This window comes from Breoghania sp. L-A4 (assembly GCF_003432385.1).
GTDB lineage: Bacteria > Pseudomonadota > Alphaproteobacteria > Rhizobiales > Stappiaceae > Breoghania.
This window is the reverse complement of the sequence record NZ_CP031841.1, coordinates 3,709,442-3,725,073: the sequence shown is the minus strand read 5'-3', so window position 1 is coordinate 3,725,073 and position 15,632 is coordinate 3,709,442. Positions and strand designations below refer to the sequence as shown.

The window sequence follows — 15,632 nt, the reverse complement described above, 5'->3', positions numbered from 1 at the left end:
CTTTTGCTACGTATTCAGCTTTTGGCGTGCAGCTTGAGGCTTCCAGCGGCTGGAAGCTCAAGCCATTTTCAATGATGATCGTGAGCGCCTTCCCTGACCGGATTGCGCGCCAGGAAAACCCTCACGAATACGAACACCAGCGCCATACCGACGATTCCGATCACGACGATGAGCGGGTCGGACTGCCATTTCATGGCGGCGAAGGCCGCGAGCACAACGGCATCGAGCGCGATCGCCGTCAGCAGCACCCAGCCGTGTGCGCCGATCTCCTCGCGCAGATGCCGGAACACGCCCCAGTGAATGACGATGTCCATCACCAGGTAGAAGAAGGCGCCGAGAGAGGCGATCCGGCTCAGGTCGAAGAAGACCGTGAGGATGCCCGCGATCACGACGGTATAGACGAGCGTGTGGTCCTTGATCGTGCCCGGCATCCCGAAATGGCTGTGCGGGATCATCTTCATGTCGGTCAGCATGGCCAGCATCCGCGAGACCGCGAACACGCTTGCGATCAACCCGGAGGCCGTGGCCACCAGGGCCAGCGCCACCGTCAGATAAAAGCCTGTCGCGCCCAGTGCGGGTTCGGCCGCCTCGGCCAGCGCATAGTCCTTTGCCGCCACGATGCGATCGAGCGGCAGACTGGAGCCCACGGCGAAGGCGACGAGAAGATAGACGACAACGCAGATGCAGATGGACCAGACGATGGCCCGGCCCACGTTGCGGTGCGGGTCGGTGACCTCGGCGCCGCTGTTGGTGATGGTCGTGAACCCCTTGAAGGCGAGGATCGACAATGCGACCGAGGCCACGAACCCGCCGGCGCCAAGGTCTCCGCCCGTGGCCTCGAACGAGATGCCGCTCGCCCAGAGACCGGCAGCGCCGAACAGCGCGATGCCGCCAACCTTGAGCACCGCCATGACAATGGACAAGAGCCCGACCGAACGGTTGCCGGAGACGTTCACGAGATAGGCGAAGACGATCAGCCCGACGCCGAGAACCGGCACCAGAATGCCGTTCGGATCGCCGCCAAACGCCTGGAGCGTGTAGGTGCCGAAGGTGCGCGCGACGAGGCTTTCATTGATGACCATCGACAGCGCCATCAGCAGGGCTGCGCCCGCCGCGACCGTGGTCGGCCCGTAAGCCTTCTTCAGGATCATCCCGATGCCGCCCGCGGACGGAAAGGCGTTCGACATCTTGATATAGGTGTAGGCGCTGAACGCGGTGACGATCGCGCCAAGGATGAACGAGAGCGGAAACAGCGGTCCCGCAAGCTCGGCGATCTGGCCCGTCAGGGCGAAGATCCCCGCGCCGATCATCACGCCGGTGCCCATGGCCACCGCGCCCGGAAGGGTGATGCTGTTCTTCTTGTAGGCGTCCGCCATCAGGATTCCTTTTCGGTTCTGCGTTTCATTGCCACCCAGAGCAGCGGCAACCCGGTTACAAGCCCCAGGCCGAGCACCGCCCAGGTCGCCCGGCCCATGTCTCCGCTGACCGCCTCGCCGCCGACATGGGCAAGGAGGAAGCTCGCCGGGACGATGCCGGCCAGCGTCGCGAGCGCGAACCGCCATGCGTGCAGGCGGCTGAGCCCCGCGGCGTAACTGATCATGTCGAAGGACACGAAGGGCATCAGGCGGCTTGCGAAGACCGTCGCCGTCAGTGCGCTCTGCGAGCCAAGCAGCCCCGCATCCACCCGATCGCCGAACACCCGCCGCAGGACATCATGGCCCAGAACCCGCGCCAGACCGAAGGCGATCAGCGCCCCCAGTTCGGCGCCGATTATGACCTGCACCGTCCCCCAGACATGCCCGTAGGCCGCCCCCGCCGCGAGCGCGATCGGCGCGCTCGGGATCGGGCTGGCCACGACCGCGACGGTCATGAGCGTGACGATCAGAACCGGAGCCCACAGACCCGCGCGCGCGACCAGCCTCTCGAGACGCTCACCGTCCATCAGTCCGCGCGCCTCGGTGAACGCCGAAGGGACGAACAGCCAGACGCCGAGCAGGGCGATCCCGAGGATCGCGATCGCCAGGAGAATGATCGCGCGCAGGCTCATCTAAGATCGCCTTGCTTGTTTCCATCGGACCGTCGCGGACGTCGCCCGTCCGGCAATGTCCCGCTCCGGTCTTTCCCATGGGGATCGTCCAGCCTAACCGCATACCGGGGCCCGTTCCACTCCCGGCCGCCATTGCCTTGGCTTGCCGCGTGACCCGCCCGCCTTGCGGGCATCCAGGGACAAAAGCCTCTAAAGCCGCCGCGACAGCGCGCTGTTCCGGTTGCGGAGAAAGCTCAGCAAGCGTTCGGGGTAATCCGGCGTAACCGCTCCGGCGACAGAGGGCCTCTCGGCAAGCGCGGCCCGCCATGCACCGAGCTTAGGGGTCTGCGAAAACACCCCGAAATCGTCGATTCGATCGAAAACGTCGAAGTAGCGGAAGACAGGGCCATACACGGCGTCGACGAGGCTGAAGGTTGCGCCATCGAACCAGGGCCGGCCCACAAGGCGCGCTTCGACGCGGGCGAATTTCGCCGCCATTGCGTCCGCTTTTGCGCGCAGGGCCGCGTCGTCGGGCGCGTTGTAAAACCCGGCGATGTCGTTCAGGATCGCCGAGCCGAACTCGATCCATGAGCGATGCTCCGCTCTGCGCAATGCGTCGCGCGGATGCAGCGGGTTTGCCTGCGTTTCTTCCAGATATTCCAGGATGACGGCGGACTCGAAAACTGCGGTGTCGCCGGCCTTCAAGACGGGTGTCTTTCCCAGCGGAGAAAGCAGCGTGAACCAGTCCGGCTTGTTTGCCAGATCGATATAGCGGGTTTCGTGCGGAACCTGTTTCTCCGTGAGAGAGATGACGACCCGCTGCACATAGGGGCAGAGATGATGGCTGACGAGTGTGAGCGCGGTCATGCCCGTCCTCCTGCCGAAAGACCGGGAAAGCCTTGGGGCGCAGGCCGGGAGGGGACAAGCGCAAGGCGCCCGTCGCCGAGCAGGAATTGGCTGATCGACAGAAGAGTCAGATAGGCCGGGTATTCCCAGCCGCCGTTTTCATAACCGAACATCCAGCCGTTGCCGGAGTGCGCCCAGGTCGCCCCGGCAAGAACCGGCGCAACCGCCAAGGCCACCCAGCGAGCCTGAATCCCGAGGACAAGCATGACGCCCGCGGCCGTTTCAACAGTGAAGATCACATAGGCGAACCATCCTGGCAGACCGATTGACGTGAAAAACTGCGCGGTCCCCGGCAGCGTGTAGACAATGAGCTTCAAGAACAAGCTGTGAGCGAGAAACATGACGCCAAGCGCGACGCGCTGGAGTGTGGCCGCGAGTGCGACGGCATTGGAATCGGCGGGCATGGCAAGCCTCCTACATGCATTTGCATGTTTATATAGATGCAGATGCATGTACTGTCAATCTTGATGCAATTGCATTTTCTTGCTAGGAGGGTTCATGCAGGATGACACGCCGGAGCTCACAAAGGAGGCGGTAACCGCCTGGGCGCAGCTCGTCCGGGTCTCGCAGGCTGTGTTGACGCGCGTGGAGGGCGACCTGAAAAAGGCCGGGCACCCTCCGCTTGCATGGTACGATGCGCTGCTGGAGCTCGACCGCGCCCGGCCCGATGGCCTGCGCCCCTACCGGCTCCAGGAACGCATGCTGCTTGCGCAATACAATCTCTCGCGGCTGACGGAGCGTCTGGCGGCGGGAGGGTATGTCGAGCGGGAAGACTGCGCCGACGACGGACGCGGACAGGTCCTCAAGATCACCCGGGAAGGGCGCAAGCTCCTGCGCGAGATGTGGCCCGTGTACCGGCAAGCCATAGAGGCGCACTTCGCGAGCAGGCTTGACGCCGATGAGATCTCGGCCCTGTCCAGGATGCTCGTGAAGCTTCGCTGAGTTTCCAGACGTCGATGTTCCGCGCCGCCGGTCGCGCTTCAAGGCGCGCACCCGGTGCTGGAGCCTTGGTGGCAGAGCTTTGGCGGACCGTTCCTGTAAGACTACGGGCGAGACCATGTGCCCGCACCGCTAAAGGCATTCATCGGTTATGTGCAGGAGCACCGCTGGTAAGCGGGTTCCTGAATCTGCGACCCGACCCGACGGGTCGGCAACAAGGCGCGGCGGGGCTTTGCCCAATGTCTGCATGTAGCGGATCTGCGTCTGACATTCGTCGTCAGCGTCGAGGAGGACGGCGTCGATGAGGCGGATGATCGAGACCGTCGTTCGGGAAGATGCCGAGCTGGGGCATTTCCCCGAAGCTGGTCCGGGACGAGAATCGCTGCCTCGGTATCGAACATCCGTTCAGGTCGGCGCCATGGCGAGGCGATGCGGCAGGTGCAGATTGCCGAGCGTGATTGCGGACCAGAGATCGGTCATCGGAGTTCTCCTGAGTTACTGGATGCGGTGGGGAGCGAGGATCAGAGCGTGCCTTCGGCCAGCATCTCGCGGGTGCGCTTCAGCGTGGACAGCAGGGCGGCCTTGTAGCCCTTGTCGCTGTCGAACTGCGCCTGCTCGGTTCGTTCCTCCGGGCCGTCGGGCTGCTTGTCGCGCAGCCCGAGATAGCAGTAGAACTTGAGCTGAAGCGCGCCTGCTTCGCCCTCGACGATCTCGTTGATGATGGCGCCTTCGCGCGGGCCGGTCGCCTGGAAGAAGGTGACCTTGCGCCGCGGTTCCAGCGTGATGATCTCACGCAGGTCGGCGCCGGCGATCGTGGCGTCGCGGACGAAGTGCGTGGCGCTCTCCTCGGTGACGTCGCACTTGGTACACAGGCCGGGCGGAAGAAACAGCCGCGCGTCGCGGGCCTTGAGCTCGAGGCCCTTCCACACCTGCCCACGGGTGAGCGGGGTTTCGCCTGCCGGATTCACCGGGACGGTGGCGGTCGAATAGATCATGGCGATGGTCCTTGTCGGTGCGAGCTGGTGGGTCAGCCGGCGATCTGCGCGACGTAATCGCGGTAGGTGCGCAGCGGGCGGCCGAGCAGCGTGGTGAGCCGGTCCACATCGCCGTCTTTCGGCAGCATGCCGTCGGACACGAAGCGCTCGGCCATCAGGCGCATGTCGTAGGCCATCCAGCCGGGCATGAACTGGCGCATGTTCTGCTCGAACCCGGCGGTGTCGGCGCCCGGATAGGTGATCTCGCGGCCGAGAACGTCGCTCCAGACGGCGGCCGCGTTCGCGCCGGTCAGCGTGTCCGGGCCGACCAGATTGATACGGGTGAGCGGCAGCGGCGTGGGCGACTCTTCGCGGCGGACCAGTTCGATCGCGGCGATCTCGCCGATGTCGCGGGCGTCGATCATTGCCAGGCCCTTGTCGCCGATCGGCATCGGATAGACGCCGTAGCCGGTGATCACGTCCTTGATCGTGATCTCATTGTCCATGTAATAGGCCGGCCGCAGGATGGTGGCACCCATCCCCATCTGCTCGATCATCCGCTCGACGCCGAACTTGCCCGCGAAGTGCGGCACGTTGACGTAGACGTCGCTGTGGATCACCGACAGATAGACGATCCGCTCGATCCCGGCTTCGCGGGCGACGTTCAGCGTGATCAGCGCCTGGGTGAATTCGTCGGCAACAACGCCGTTCAGCAGGAACAGCGTGGAGACGCCGGTCATGGCGCCGCGCAGCGAGTCGACGTCGAGCAGGTCACCCTGGACGATGTCGACGCCGGCGGGGAAGCTGGCCTTGGCGGGATCACGCACGAGGACGCGGACTTGGGCGCCGCGGTTGACGAGCTGTTCGACGACGTTGCTTCCGACATTGCCGGTCGCGCCGGTTACGAGAATGGTCATGGCGTTACTCCTGGGTTGAGCCGTTTGGCTGTCCTGAATTTAGCGATCCACATTCGTGCCGATAGCCGCTATATCTGGACAGACCGTCTCACTGGTGGAACAGATCATGGATCTTCTCGCTCTCGCCGATTTCAACCTGGTCGCTCGCCACGGCGGCTTCGGAATAGCGTCCCGAGCCGCGGGCCGCCCGAAAGCCACGTTGTCGCGCCGCGTTTCTGAACTCGAAGCGAAGCTCGAGGTTCGTCTGTTCGAGCGGGGCGGGAGGATGCTGAAGCTGACCGAGGAGGGGCGCGCCCTCTACGCGCGCACCAGCCGTCTTTTGTCGGAGATGGAGGAGGCGACGGCCGCCATCGCCTCGGGCGGCGAAAAGCCCCGAGGGCGCTTGCGCATCAGCGCACCCTTGCTCTTCTCGCAAATCGCGATGGGAAAGCTGGCCGCCGAGTTTGCCGTCAAGTACCCGGAGGTGAGGCTGGAAATCACGACGGAAGATCGCGCCGTCGACATGGTGGACGAAGCCGTGGACCTGGTGATCCGTGTCAATCCCGAGCCGGATGAAAGCCTTGTCGGGCGCATCTTCCTGCGCGACCGGCTGGTCGTCGTGGCAAGCCCGGCTGTCGCGCGTCCAGATGGGGATGCGGTTGTTCCGGCCGTGGTGCGCGGGGCCGGCGATCAAAGCGCTGTGTGGGATGTGACGATACCATCAGGAAGATTGCGCGTCGCCGTCGACCCGATCCTGCGCCTGTCGTCAATGATCATGGTCCGCGATGCAGTTCGTGTCGGTGCCGGGGCGGCCCGCCTACCGATATCCCTCGTCACTCACGACCTCGCTGACGGCACCCTGGTGCATTGGGGCGACGTGGACGGGCCGGAGATCGCCTTGTGGACGCTCTATCCCACGCGCCGGCTGCTGAGCGCCCGCGTGTCGGCCTTCCTTGATCATCTGAGGGAGGCGTTCCCGCAAGGAACGCCTGACGAGCTCGCTGCCTACCTCGGAAGATAGGGCACCCGTCTCGTCCGGCAGTGCCGCCGGAGGGCGAGCTTGCCAGGGCGGTTCACCACCGGGCTCGCAAAAAAATCGGACACGGCATCCTTGCTGAGCAGCGCGGAATGGACCGGCAATCTCGCGCCCTGTTCCGGCGTCATGGAACCGGCATATCCGGCCTTCACAAGGCCGGGGCTCACCGCGTTCACAATGATCCGCGTATTGAGGAACTCCCGTGCGAGTTGCACGGTCAGCATGTATGGAGAGGTCGGATCCCCATTGATCGACAGCGGGCGCGCTCCTTGACAGATTGGCACCTCCTGTTTATTTCCGAACGGTCGGAAATAAACAGGAGAATTTTATGCCCCGCCCTCGCTTGCATGATCAGGAAAATATTCTTGATGCCGTGGAACGTGTGATCGCCCGCGATGGCGTACTGAGTCTTGGCGCTGTTGCGAAAGAGGCCGGGGTTTCCAAGGCGACTGTTCTTTACGAGCACACCAGCAAACGGGATCTTCTCGCTGCCCTCGTCGCACGGACGATCAGGGCTGACAATGCGTTCAACGCGCGTTGCGAAGCGGAATTCGCCGGACAGGTGGACGCGCCGCTGCTCGGCAGGATCGAAGCTGCCAAGCGAACGCAGTGGGGCAACGGAGGCAACGCCGCCGTCCTCGGGCTGATCTCTGCGCTGATGCAGGATGAAGCGCTTCGCAGCGAGTTCCGTGCCAATCAAGCGAACCTGCGCGAGACGCTGGTTGAAGCCGCAGCTGATGCCCGCACAACGCGTCTGGCCTGGCTTGCTCTCGAAGGGTTCAAATTCCAGCAGCACATGGAGTTGGTTCACTGGAGCGAGACCGAACGCGCCGAAATCCTCGACGACATCACAACGCTTGCCCGAAACGGCACACTCGCCGCAGAGACCTCAAATGACTGAACGACATGTCTTTCTCACCGGCGCGAGCGGCTATGTGGGGCGAAACCTCATTCGACATCTCACGAATGCCGGACATCAGGTAACGGGCCTCGCGCGCAGCGATCAAAGCGCGGAGCTGATTGCCGGGCTGGGAGCCAACGTGGTTCGAGGTGACCTGCTACGCGACGACCTCTCACCGCTCATGGCCGGGGCGACAGAATTGGTTCACGCGGCCGCCAACCTCGACCACGGACCTGGCCGGGACGCTTATGAAGAAAATGCCCGTGGTGCCGAGGCCGTCATGTGCGCGGCTTCAAGTGCCGGTCTCCGGCGCCTTGTTTACATCAGTTCGGATTCAGTACTGCAGGACGGCCGCCCCCTTCGGAATGTCAATGAGGGCCATCCAGTGCCCGCACGTCATGCGGGGGCCTACTCCTCCGGCAAGGCCGAAGCAGAGCGGATCGCACTGAAAGCCAACAGTGACACTATGGCCGTGATTGCCCTCAGACCCCGCATGATCTGGGGGCGCGACGACACTACAGCACTGCCGACGCTCGCGGCCATGGTGCGAAGCGGACAATTCGCCTGGATCTCCGGCGGTCATTACCTCTGCTCCGCAACGCATGTGGGCAATCTGTGCCATGCGGTCGGCCTGGCACTGACCAATGGGCGCGCTGGCGAAGTTTATCATATCTCCGATGGCCCAGCCCGGTCGTTTCGCGATACCGTGACAGGCTTGCTTGCGACACAGGGTATTTTACCCCCGGACAAGTCAGTACCGCGCCCGCTTCTGCGCCTGCTGGCGCGAGCGGGTGATGGTCTTTATCGTCTGTCCGGAGGCCGTCTGCGCGGACCTCTAAGCTTTCAGGAATATGCGACGAGTGCTGTTGAGATCACGCTCAACATTTCCAAGGCGAAACAGGAGCTCGGCTATCTGCCGATCGTCGGCTGGGAAGAAGGCCTGGAAGAGCTCAGGGCCCGAAACCGATAAGCGCGCGAGGCAGGCACATATTCGCCTGAATCGCGCCTCCGCATACCGCTGTAATGCTTTCGAAGCCGTCACGCTGTGATGCGCTAGGTTCTTGCGTCGCAAGGCACCGAATTTAACTGGAAATGGTGCACCCGACAGGATTCGAACCTGTGACCTCTGCCTTCGGAGGGCAGCGCTCTATCCAGCTGAGCTACGGGTGCGGCGCGGCGCATGATGCCGGTGCGGTTTCAATAGCGGATCGGCGCGGGACAGGCAACCGGTTTGCGCGGGGCCCGTCCGCTCATCCACCGGAGGCGGAAGGATCAATTCCCCCGGGATCGAGCCCAGGATCCAGCGCCTTGCCACGGCAGGCATCGGGAGGAGCAATCCCGACCCGGTTTCTCAGCGTCGCTTGGCCGTCCGGGCGAGCACGCTCCGTGCGTTTGGCATCCTCGGAGGGCGTGCATCATGAAATCGCAAGGGGTCTTCGCGTGGCTGCCTGCAGATCGGCCTGGTCCCTGTACGCCGCGCGCCTCACTCCTGCTGCCGCGCGGCGACCCGCGTGCCGTCGGCGATCTGGTTGGCGGGGTGGACGACCACGGTGTCGCCTTCGCCGAGCCCCTCGAGCACCTCCACCTGCAGCCCGTTGGCGTGGCCGATGCGGACTTCGGTGGCATGGGCGCGGCCGTCGCGCACGGCGAACACCGTCCAGGCGCCGTCCTTGCGGAACAGCGCGGTCAGCGGCAGCACCAGCACGTCCTCGCCGCGCCACAGGACGATGGAGGTCTCCACCCGGAATCCATGCGCCAGCCGCGCGTAGGCCCCGGGCGGGTCGGTCAGGTCGATCACCACCTTCACCCGCTGCTCCTCGATGCCGAGCGCGGAGACCTTGGTGAAGCCGAAGGGCTCCACCCGGCGCACGACGCCCGACAGCGGCGCCTCGCCGCCCCAGTCGTCGATGATCACCGCAAGCCCCGGCTCCACGCGCACCGCGTCCGCCGACAGAAGGTCCGTCACCACCTCCAGATTGCGCGGATCGCCGATTTCGGCGATCGTCGCGCCGGCGTTGATCACGCCCTCGCTGGTCTGCATCAGCCGCAGGATCTTGCCGTCGATCGGCGCCTGCACCGGCACGCAGGCGCAGCCGTCGCGCTGGTCGATCAGCTCGCCCGGCGGGATCAGCTGCGCCCTGGCGCGTTCCAGTTCGTGCATGCGCATGTCCAGCGTCGCCTGGGCCGTGGCCAGCTCCGCCTGGCGGGTGTCGTACGTCAGCTCGGCCTGGTCCAACTGCCGCCTGGAGGCGGTCTCGGTTTCCGCCAGCTGGCGGATGCGGGCGCGGTCGGTCTCCGCGAAGGCCAGCTCGGCGCGCGCGCGGGCCACATTGGCCTGGGCCAGGTCGCGCGCGGCTTCCGCCGCCTGCAGCGCCGCGCGCATTTCGGCCTCGGTGCGCAGATCGAGAAACGCCGGATCGATCGGCTGCAGCTGCGCGATGATCGTCTGGTTGGCGACCACGTCGTCGCCCACCTCCAGCGTGATGCGCAGCACCCGCCCGGTCACCGGCGCCGAAACCTCGTAGATGTCGCGGATGCGGGTCTCGGCCTCCTCATCGATGCTGACGGTCAACGGCCCGCGGTCGATCCGCGCCAGATCCACCGGAACCGGCCGCGGCCACAGGGCGTAGGCGATGCCCAGCGCCACGAGAAGCGCGAGAATTCCCCACAGGATCAGACGGCGAAGGGTGATGCTCATTGGTTATTCCCGTGTCTTGAGAACGGCGATCAGGTCGAGCCGGTCGAGCCGCCGGCGCACCATCAGGGCGGAGACGGCGGCGGCCGCCAAGGTCACCAGCATGGCGATGCCATAGGACGAGGGCTCGATGACGGCGGGCACCCGGTAGAGTTCGGTGTCGAAGGAGGCCGCCATGCCCAGCGCCAGCCAGGTGCCCAGCAGACAGCCGACGGGCAGGGCGGCAAGGGTCAGAGCCAGGCTCTGGCCCAGCAAAATGTAGGAGATCTCGAAGCGGGTGAAGCCGATCACCCGCAAGGTGGCCAGTTCGCGGCCGCGTTCCGACAGCGCGATGCGCGCGGAATTGTAGACCACGCCCACGGCAAGGGCTGCCGCGAAGCCGGCGAAAATGCCGACGAAGACGTAAAGCGTGCGCGCCATGGTGTCGTTGAAGAGCGTGATCGCCGCCTCGCGCAGATTGACGAAGGAGACATAGGGCGTGTCCTTGAGCCTTTTAAACAGCGCTGCCTGGTCGCGCGGGTCGACGCGCAGGTGAACGGTGGTGATCGTGTCGCCCTCGCGCATCAGCCGGTTGACCGCGGCAAGCCGCATGTAGGCGGGATAGCCGATGTAGGTCTCAAAAATCTGCACCACGGGCACGGTAACGGTGGGCCGCCGGCCCTCCAGCACCTCGAGCGTGATCCGGTCGCCGACCCGGGCGTTCAGGATCTCGGCGAGTTTAGACGAGATCACCAGCCCGCCGGGCGGCATGTCGATGGCGCCGCCGGCCTCGTCATAGACCCGGTTGAGGCCCTGGTGCGCCGGCACGCCGTTCAACCGCAGCCGCTTGGAGCGCGCCTGAAAGCGCAGCCGCACATCGATGCCGCGCTCGCCTTCCACCGCCATCACCCCGGGCAGGCCCTCGAAGGCGCGCAGCACGGATCCGTCGCGCACCTCCGTGAGGCTGATGCTGACGTCCTGGCGCTGGGCGGCGATGAAATAGGTATCGACCATGCGCGCGATCGAGTCCATCCACTGCAGCGCCATCACCAGCACCGCGACGGACATGCCGATGCCCAGCACGGTGAGGCTCGAGCGCAGCGGCCAGCGGAAGATCTGGCGAAAGATCATCCGCGTCGGCTGGTCCAGGCTCGCGGCGATGCGGCTGCTGGCCAGAAGGCTCCGGGCGAAGACGGGCGGGGCGGGCGCGCGCATCGCCTCGGACGGCGCCAGTCTCACCGCCCGGCGCACGGCGCTCAGCGTTCCCAGCACCGCCGCGGCAAGGCTCAAGCCGCCGGCAATGGCGAAGCTCTCGGGCGCGGGGCGGAAGATCAGGAACGGGAAGGCGTACATCTCGGCGTAGATGCCGGTGGTCATGTGCCCGAGCGCCGCGCCGAGCGCCGCGCCCAGCGCGATCCCGATGCCGGCGATGGCCATCACCAGCTTCATGTAATGCCAGCCGACCTCGAGATCCGAGTAGCCGAAGGCCTTCAGCAGGCCGATGACGCCTCGCTCGGTGGCGATCAGCCGGTTGATGACCATGTTGGTGAGAAAGGCGGCGACGGCGAGAAAGATCGCGGGCAGCAGCCGCGCCATGACGCTGAGCTGGTGGATTTCGCTCATCAGGAACCAGTTGGATATCTGGTCCTTGCGGGCATAGGCGCCGCTGCCGCCGTAGCGCGCCAGCATCCGGTCCAGCCGCTGGATGACGTCCTCGGGATCCGTGCCCGCCAGCAGCGTCAGCGTCACGTCGTTGAAGGCGCCGTCGAGATCAAACGCGCCCGCCAGCGCCCGCTCGCCCATCCAGAAGATGGCATAGCGCTTGTCGTCGGGCATCAACTGGCCGGGGCCGATGGCGTAGGTGTGTTCGGGCGACAGCGCGATTCCGACGATCCGCAGGGTGCGTTTCTGCGTGTTGATGAGCGCGCGCACCGTGTCGCCGATGTCGAAGCCGTAGGCCTCGGCGAACCGCGTGTTGACGATCACCTGGTCCGGCTTCGAATGATCGACCAGACGGCCCTTCTTCAGCGTCAGGCGGTTGAGCACGGGTTGCGATGCGTCGGGCAGGGAGGAGAGCAGGGCGGTGGCCGGTTCCCCGAAGCCGTCGATGTCGAGCGTGGCGTATTGGACAATGCGCGGTTCCACGCTTTGCACGCCCGGCAGCGCCGCGATCTTGCGCGCAAGCGCCTTGGGCGCGCGTTTCACATGCGCGAAGACGTCGGCGAAGCGGTTGCGTTCATAGTAGGCGTCCGCCGTCGCCTCCAGCGAATTGGTGACCCCCAACGCCATCACCAGAACGCCGACGCCGGTGGCGATCACCACGGCGATGGCCAGCACCTGGCCCTTCAGATGCCACAGGTCGCGCAGCAATTTGCGGTTCAGCGGGTGCGCGATGCCTCGGATCATCGGGGTCTACCAGTCGATCTGCGATGCGGCGGTTTTTGTCTCGTTGCGCGAGACGCCGGTGATGCGGCCGTCGGCCAGCCGCACCACCCGGTCGGCCATGGCGCTGATGCCCGCGTTGTGGGTGATCAGCGCCGTCGTGGTGCCCAGCTCCTTGTTGATGCGCTCGATGGCTTCCAGCACCACGACGCCGGTTTCGCTGTCCAGCGCGCCCGTCGGCTCGTCGCACAGAAGGATGCGCGGCCGCTTGGCGATGGCCCGCGCGATCGCCACCCGCTGCTGCTCGCCGCCGGAAAGCTGGGCGGGGAAATGGGTGAGCCGGCCGCCGAGACCGACGAGTCGCAGTGCATCGGCCGGTGTCATCGGATCGGCGGCGATCTCGGTGACGAGTGCGACGTTCTCCTCCGCCGTCAGGCTCGGCACCAGGTTGTAGAACTGGAACACGAAGCCCACGTGGTCGCGCCGGTAGCGGGTCAGCGCCGCGTCGTCAAAGCCGGTGACCTCGGCGCCGTCAAAGGCCACCGTGCCGTCGCTGGGGCGGTCCAGCCCGCCGATGATGTTGAGAAGTGTCGACTTGCCGCTGCCCGAAGGCCCCAGCAGCACGATCAGCTCGCCCTCGTAAAGCTCGAGATCAACCCCGCGCAGAGCCCAGACGGCCAGATCGCCCGTGCCATAGACCTTCGTCAGTCCGTGCGCGCTGAGCGTCGCGCGCGCCGCCGCGTCGTTCGCCGTTTCCGTCTGTGCCGCCTGCATGCGCCCGTCCGTTGGTTGCTGCCTCGGGGTTCATTGTCGCCCTTCGCGCCTCATACGCACATGCGATTGATCAAATCGCCGCTGATTGAATGCGTCTGCTTGCCGAAGAGACCCATTTCGTGGTGAGGAATTGTGTCGATGACCAAAAGGAGCGTCGAGAGACCCATCTCCGATATCGTGGGGAAAAGCCTCGCGGATGATCAGAAGACGTCATTGCGTCTCCAGGGCCGTCCCGGGTCCGCCAAAAGCGTTGGCCCAAACCGGCCGCCCGCCGCGTCGACAATCTCGGGCGTGGGGCGCAGCCCTCTGTCCGGCTCCTTGCGGGTCAATCCGGTTTGGCCCAAAAGGATCGATCCTGTTTGTCGGGGAAATTCTCTTGGCGCGACTGGGCGGGATCCGCCGTGCGCTCAGGAAATCGAGCCGCAACGAATGCGGCGCGGCTGATACCGCGCCGTCGCTTCAGTGGTGCAAGCCGCGCCCGGAGCGCCGTACGAACTGATGAACCCGGAACGGGCGCCCCGGGATCTGTATCCGCATCGGACGCAAAACCGGTGTCCGATTTCGCGTCTGAAGCTCTATTCGTCGAGAAGGAATGAAATCTTGGCGTTGATGCGATACATCGCGATTGTTCCGTTCTCGACGGTCGCTTCCATGTTCTTGATGTAGATGGACTTGATGTTGCGCACCGACTTGGAGGCGTCCGCAATGGCATTTTTGGCCGCGTCATCCCAGCTCTTGTCGGATTGGGCGAGGACTTCGATCACTTTCAACATGGACATGGTTTTCTCTTTTCTTTTGGGCGGTTTTGGCGAGCGGAAGCGGCACGGTCAAACCGCGCCGTCGCAACTATGCCTGCATGCGCTGCGAGCTGTCGGATCGCACGGCCGCAGGCACGCAGGTCATCCTTGCGCTGGCGCGCCAGACCCGACACTTCCCTCGTGTATTAAAACGCGTGCAAACCCAATATGGTTCCACGGAAGACCGCAGCCGGCGTCAATTGAATTCAGATGCCCGACACTCAGCCCGCCGCGCCGAAGAACAGCATGCGGGTGAACAGCGTGTGGTCCGCCTCGATCACCATGATCGCCACGAAGATCAGCACGGCGACGGGGGCAGCAGGATGGCGTAGATCAGCGCCAGCCGCTCCCAGGCCATGTGCATGAAATAGGCGACGATCATCCCCGCCTTGGCCATCATGAAGAGCAGGATCAGCGACCAGCGCAACAGCCCCTGCACGTGCAGATAATCCACCATGTAGGAAAAGAAGCTGAGCACGAACAACAGCCCCCAGACCCAGAAATAGGTGGAGATGGGGTGTTCCTGCGTGTGCGCCGGCTCCGCGACTGCCGTGCCGCGCGTGCCTTCGTGGGTTGCCTCATGTGCCATGCGCCTTGCCTCACCACAGATAGAAGAATGCGAAGATGAAAACCCACACCAGGTCGACGAAGTGCCAGTACAGGCCGGTGATCTCGACGATCTCGTAGCGGCCGCGCCGCGAGGTGAAAAAGCCGGGCTTGCCGGTATCGAAGTCGCCGCGCCAGACCTTTCGCGCGATGATCAGCAGGAAGATCACGCCGATCGTCACATGGGTTCCGTGGAAGCCGGTGATCATGAAGAAGATGGCGCCGAACTGCGGCGCGCCCATCGGGTTGCCCCAGGGCCGCACCCCCTCCTCGACGATCAGCTTGGTCCATTCGAACGCCTGCATGCCGACGAACATCGCGCCGAAGAAGGCGGTGGCGAGCATCAAAAGCGCCGTGGTCTTGCGGTCCTTGCGGTAGCCGTACATCACCGCCATGGCCATGGTGCCCGACGAGGAGATCAGCACGAAGGTCATGATGGCGATCAGCAGCAGCGGGAATTCCGTGCCGCCGACGTGCAGCGCGAAGACTTCCGAGGCCAGCGGCCAGTCGACCGTCGTCGACATGCGCACCGTCATGTAGGACAGCAGGAAACAGGCGAAGATGAAGGTGTCCGAGAGCAGGAACACCCACATCATCGCCTTGCCCCAGGACACGTTGCGGAACGCCTGCTGGTCGGTGGACCAGTCCTCGACGAAGCCGTTCATGTTGTTCGGCTCGTGTGTTGCAGCGTTTGCCACGTCCTTCCCCCTTCCAATAAGCC

16 protein-coding genes, 1 tRNA gene and 2 pseudogenes are annotated in these 15,632 nt (G+C 64.8%); 5 read left to right on the top strand and 14 right to left on the bottom strand.

All coding sequences use genetic code 11. The features are described 5' to 3' along the window. Window positions 1-68 precede the first annotated feature (68 nt). From D1F64_RS16995 to D1F64_RS16980, 4 genes are all read right to left on the bottom strand, one after another. Complete coding sequence (locus D1F64_RS16995) at window positions 69-1,376, bottom strand: APC family permease (protein WP_117413384.1); 1,308 nt, start codon at window positions 1,374-1,376, stop codon at window positions 69-71. Further along, window positions 1,376-2,047, bottom strand: a complete 672-nt coding sequence (locus tag D1F64_RS16990) for a VTT domain-containing protein (RefSeq protein WP_117413383.1) — start codon at window positions 2,045-2,047, stop codon at window positions 1,376-1,378. The genes D1F64_RS16995 and D1F64_RS16990 overlap by 1 nt, the downstream gene beginning before the upstream one ends. Window positions 2,048-2,236: 189 nt before the next feature. Then, complete coding sequence (locus D1F64_RS16985) at window positions 2,237-2,893, bottom strand: glutathione S-transferase family protein (RefSeq protein ID WP_117413382.1); 657 nt, start codon at window positions 2,891-2,893, stop codon at window positions 2,237-2,239. After that, window positions 2,890-3,336, bottom strand: a complete 447-nt coding sequence (locus D1F64_RS16980) for a DoxX family protein (RefSeq protein ID WP_117413381.1) — start codon at window positions 3,334-3,336, stop codon at window positions 2,890-2,892. The genes D1F64_RS16985 and D1F64_RS16980 overlap by 4 nt, the downstream gene beginning before the upstream one ends. A 94-nt stretch (window positions 3,337-3,430) precedes the next feature. Here D1F64_RS16980 and D1F64_RS16975 point away from each other — a divergent pair, with 94 nt between their 5' ends. Then, the gene (locus D1F64_RS16975) at window positions 3,431-3,874 is read left to right on the top strand and encodes a MarR family winged helix-turn-helix transcriptional regulator (protein ID WP_117413380.1); all 444 of its coding nucleotides are present in this window, start codon (window positions 3,431-3,433) and stop codon (window positions 3,872-3,874) included. Between the two features lie 51 nt (window positions 3,875-3,925). Beyond that, window positions 3,926-4,045: pseudogene (locus tag D1F64_RS24765) on the top strand (LysR family transcriptional regulator); the annotation flags it as partial. Between the two features lie 347 nt (window positions 4,046-4,392). Here the strand turns inward: D1F64_RS24765 and D1F64_RS16965 are convergent. Then, window positions 4,393-4,866, bottom strand: a complete 474-nt coding sequence (locus tag D1F64_RS16965; protein ID WP_117413379.1) for an SRPBCC family protein — start codon at window positions 4,864-4,866, stop codon at window positions 4,393-4,395. A 32-nt stretch (window positions 4,867-4,898) separates the two neighbouring features. Further along, the gene (locus D1F64_RS16960; RefSeq protein ID WP_117413378.1) at window positions 4,899-5,762 is read right to left on the bottom strand and encodes an NmrA/HSCARG family protein; all 864 of its coding nucleotides are present in this window, start codon (window positions 5,760-5,762) and stop codon (window positions 4,899-4,901) included. Between the two features lie 106 nt (window positions 5,763-5,868). Between D1F64_RS16960 and D1F64_RS16955 the strand changes: the two genes are divergently transcribed. Beyond that, entirely contained in the window at window positions 5,869-6,762 is an 894-nt protein-coding gene (locus D1F64_RS16955; RefSeq protein WP_117414675.1) for a LysR substrate-binding domain-containing protein, read from the top strand. Here D1F64_RS16955 and D1F64_RS16950 read toward each other — a convergent pair. Next, window positions 6,747-7,001 (bottom strand): hypothetical protein, encoded by a 255-nt coding sequence (locus tag D1F64_RS16950; protein ID WP_117413377.1) that lies wholly within the window; start codon window positions 6,999-7,001, stop codon window positions 6,747-6,749. The two genes, D1F64_RS16955 and D1F64_RS16950, sit on opposite strands and share 16 nt — an antisense overlap. A gap of 104 nt (window positions 7,002-7,105) precedes the next feature. On the opposite strand from D1F64_RS16950, the gene D1F64_RS16945 reads away from it, so the two are divergent. Together D1F64_RS16945 and D1F64_RS16940 are read left to right on the top strand one after the other, a co-directional pair. After that, a complete protein-coding gene (locus D1F64_RS16945) occupies window positions 7,106-7,678 on the top strand; it encodes a TetR/AcrR family transcriptional regulator (protein WP_117413376.1) in 573 nt (190 codons plus the stop codon). Next, on the top strand, window positions 7,671-8,648 hold the full coding sequence (locus D1F64_RS16940) for an NAD-dependent epimerase/dehydratase family protein (RefSeq protein WP_117413375.1): 978 nt from the start codon (window positions 7,671-7,673) through the stop codon (window positions 8,646-8,648). Before D1F64_RS16945 ends, D1F64_RS16940 begins: the two co-directional genes overlap by 8 nt. A 123-nt stretch (window positions 8,649-8,771) precedes the next feature. On the opposite strand, the gene D1F64_RS16935 is transcribed toward D1F64_RS16940, so the two are convergent. From D1F64_RS16935 to D1F64_RS16905, 7 genes and pseudogenes are all read right to left on the bottom strand, one after another. After that, window positions 8,772-8,848 (bottom strand) — tRNA-Arg (locus D1F64_RS16935). Window positions 8,849-9,161: 313 nt separating this feature from the next. Continuing rightward, the gene (locus D1F64_RS16930; RefSeq protein ID WP_117413374.1) at window positions 9,162-10,376 is read right to left on the bottom strand and encodes an HlyD family efflux transporter periplasmic adaptor subunit; all 1,215 of its coding nucleotides are present in this window, start codon (window positions 10,374-10,376) and stop codon (window positions 9,162-9,164) included. Window positions 10,377-10,379: 3 nt separating this feature from the next. Beyond that, window positions 10,380-12,758 carry an FtsX-like permease family protein gene (locus D1F64_RS16925; RefSeq protein WP_117413373.1) on the bottom strand — a complete coding sequence of 793 codons (2,379 nt, stop codon included), beginning with the start codon at window positions 12,756-12,758 and terminating at the stop codon, window positions 10,380-10,382. A 6-nt stretch (window positions 12,759-12,764) separates the two neighbouring features. Further along, window positions 12,765-13,508: an ABC transporter ATP-binding protein gene (locus tag D1F64_RS16920; protein ID WP_117413372.1), complete on the bottom strand. Its 744-nt coding sequence runs from the start codon at window positions 13,506-13,508 to the stop codon at window positions 12,765-12,767. A 575-nt stretch (window positions 13,509-14,083) separates the two neighbouring features. Then, the gene (locus D1F64_RS16915; protein WP_117413371.1) at window positions 14,084-14,287 is read right to left on the bottom strand and encodes a dodecin family protein; all 204 of its coding nucleotides are present in this window, start codon (window positions 14,285-14,287) and stop codon (window positions 14,084-14,086) included. Between the two features lie 239 nt (window positions 14,288-14,526). Further along, window positions 14,527-14,894: pseudogene (locus D1F64_RS16910) on the bottom strand (cytochrome C oxidase subunit IV family protein). A 10-nt stretch (window positions 14,895-14,904) separates the two neighbouring features. Further along, complete coding sequence (locus tag D1F64_RS16905) at window positions 14,905-15,576, bottom strand: heme-copper oxidase subunit III family protein (protein ID WP_117413370.1); 672 nt, start codon at window positions 15,574-15,576, stop codon at window positions 14,905-14,907. Between the last annotated feature and the right edge of the window lie 56 nt (window positions 15,577-15,632).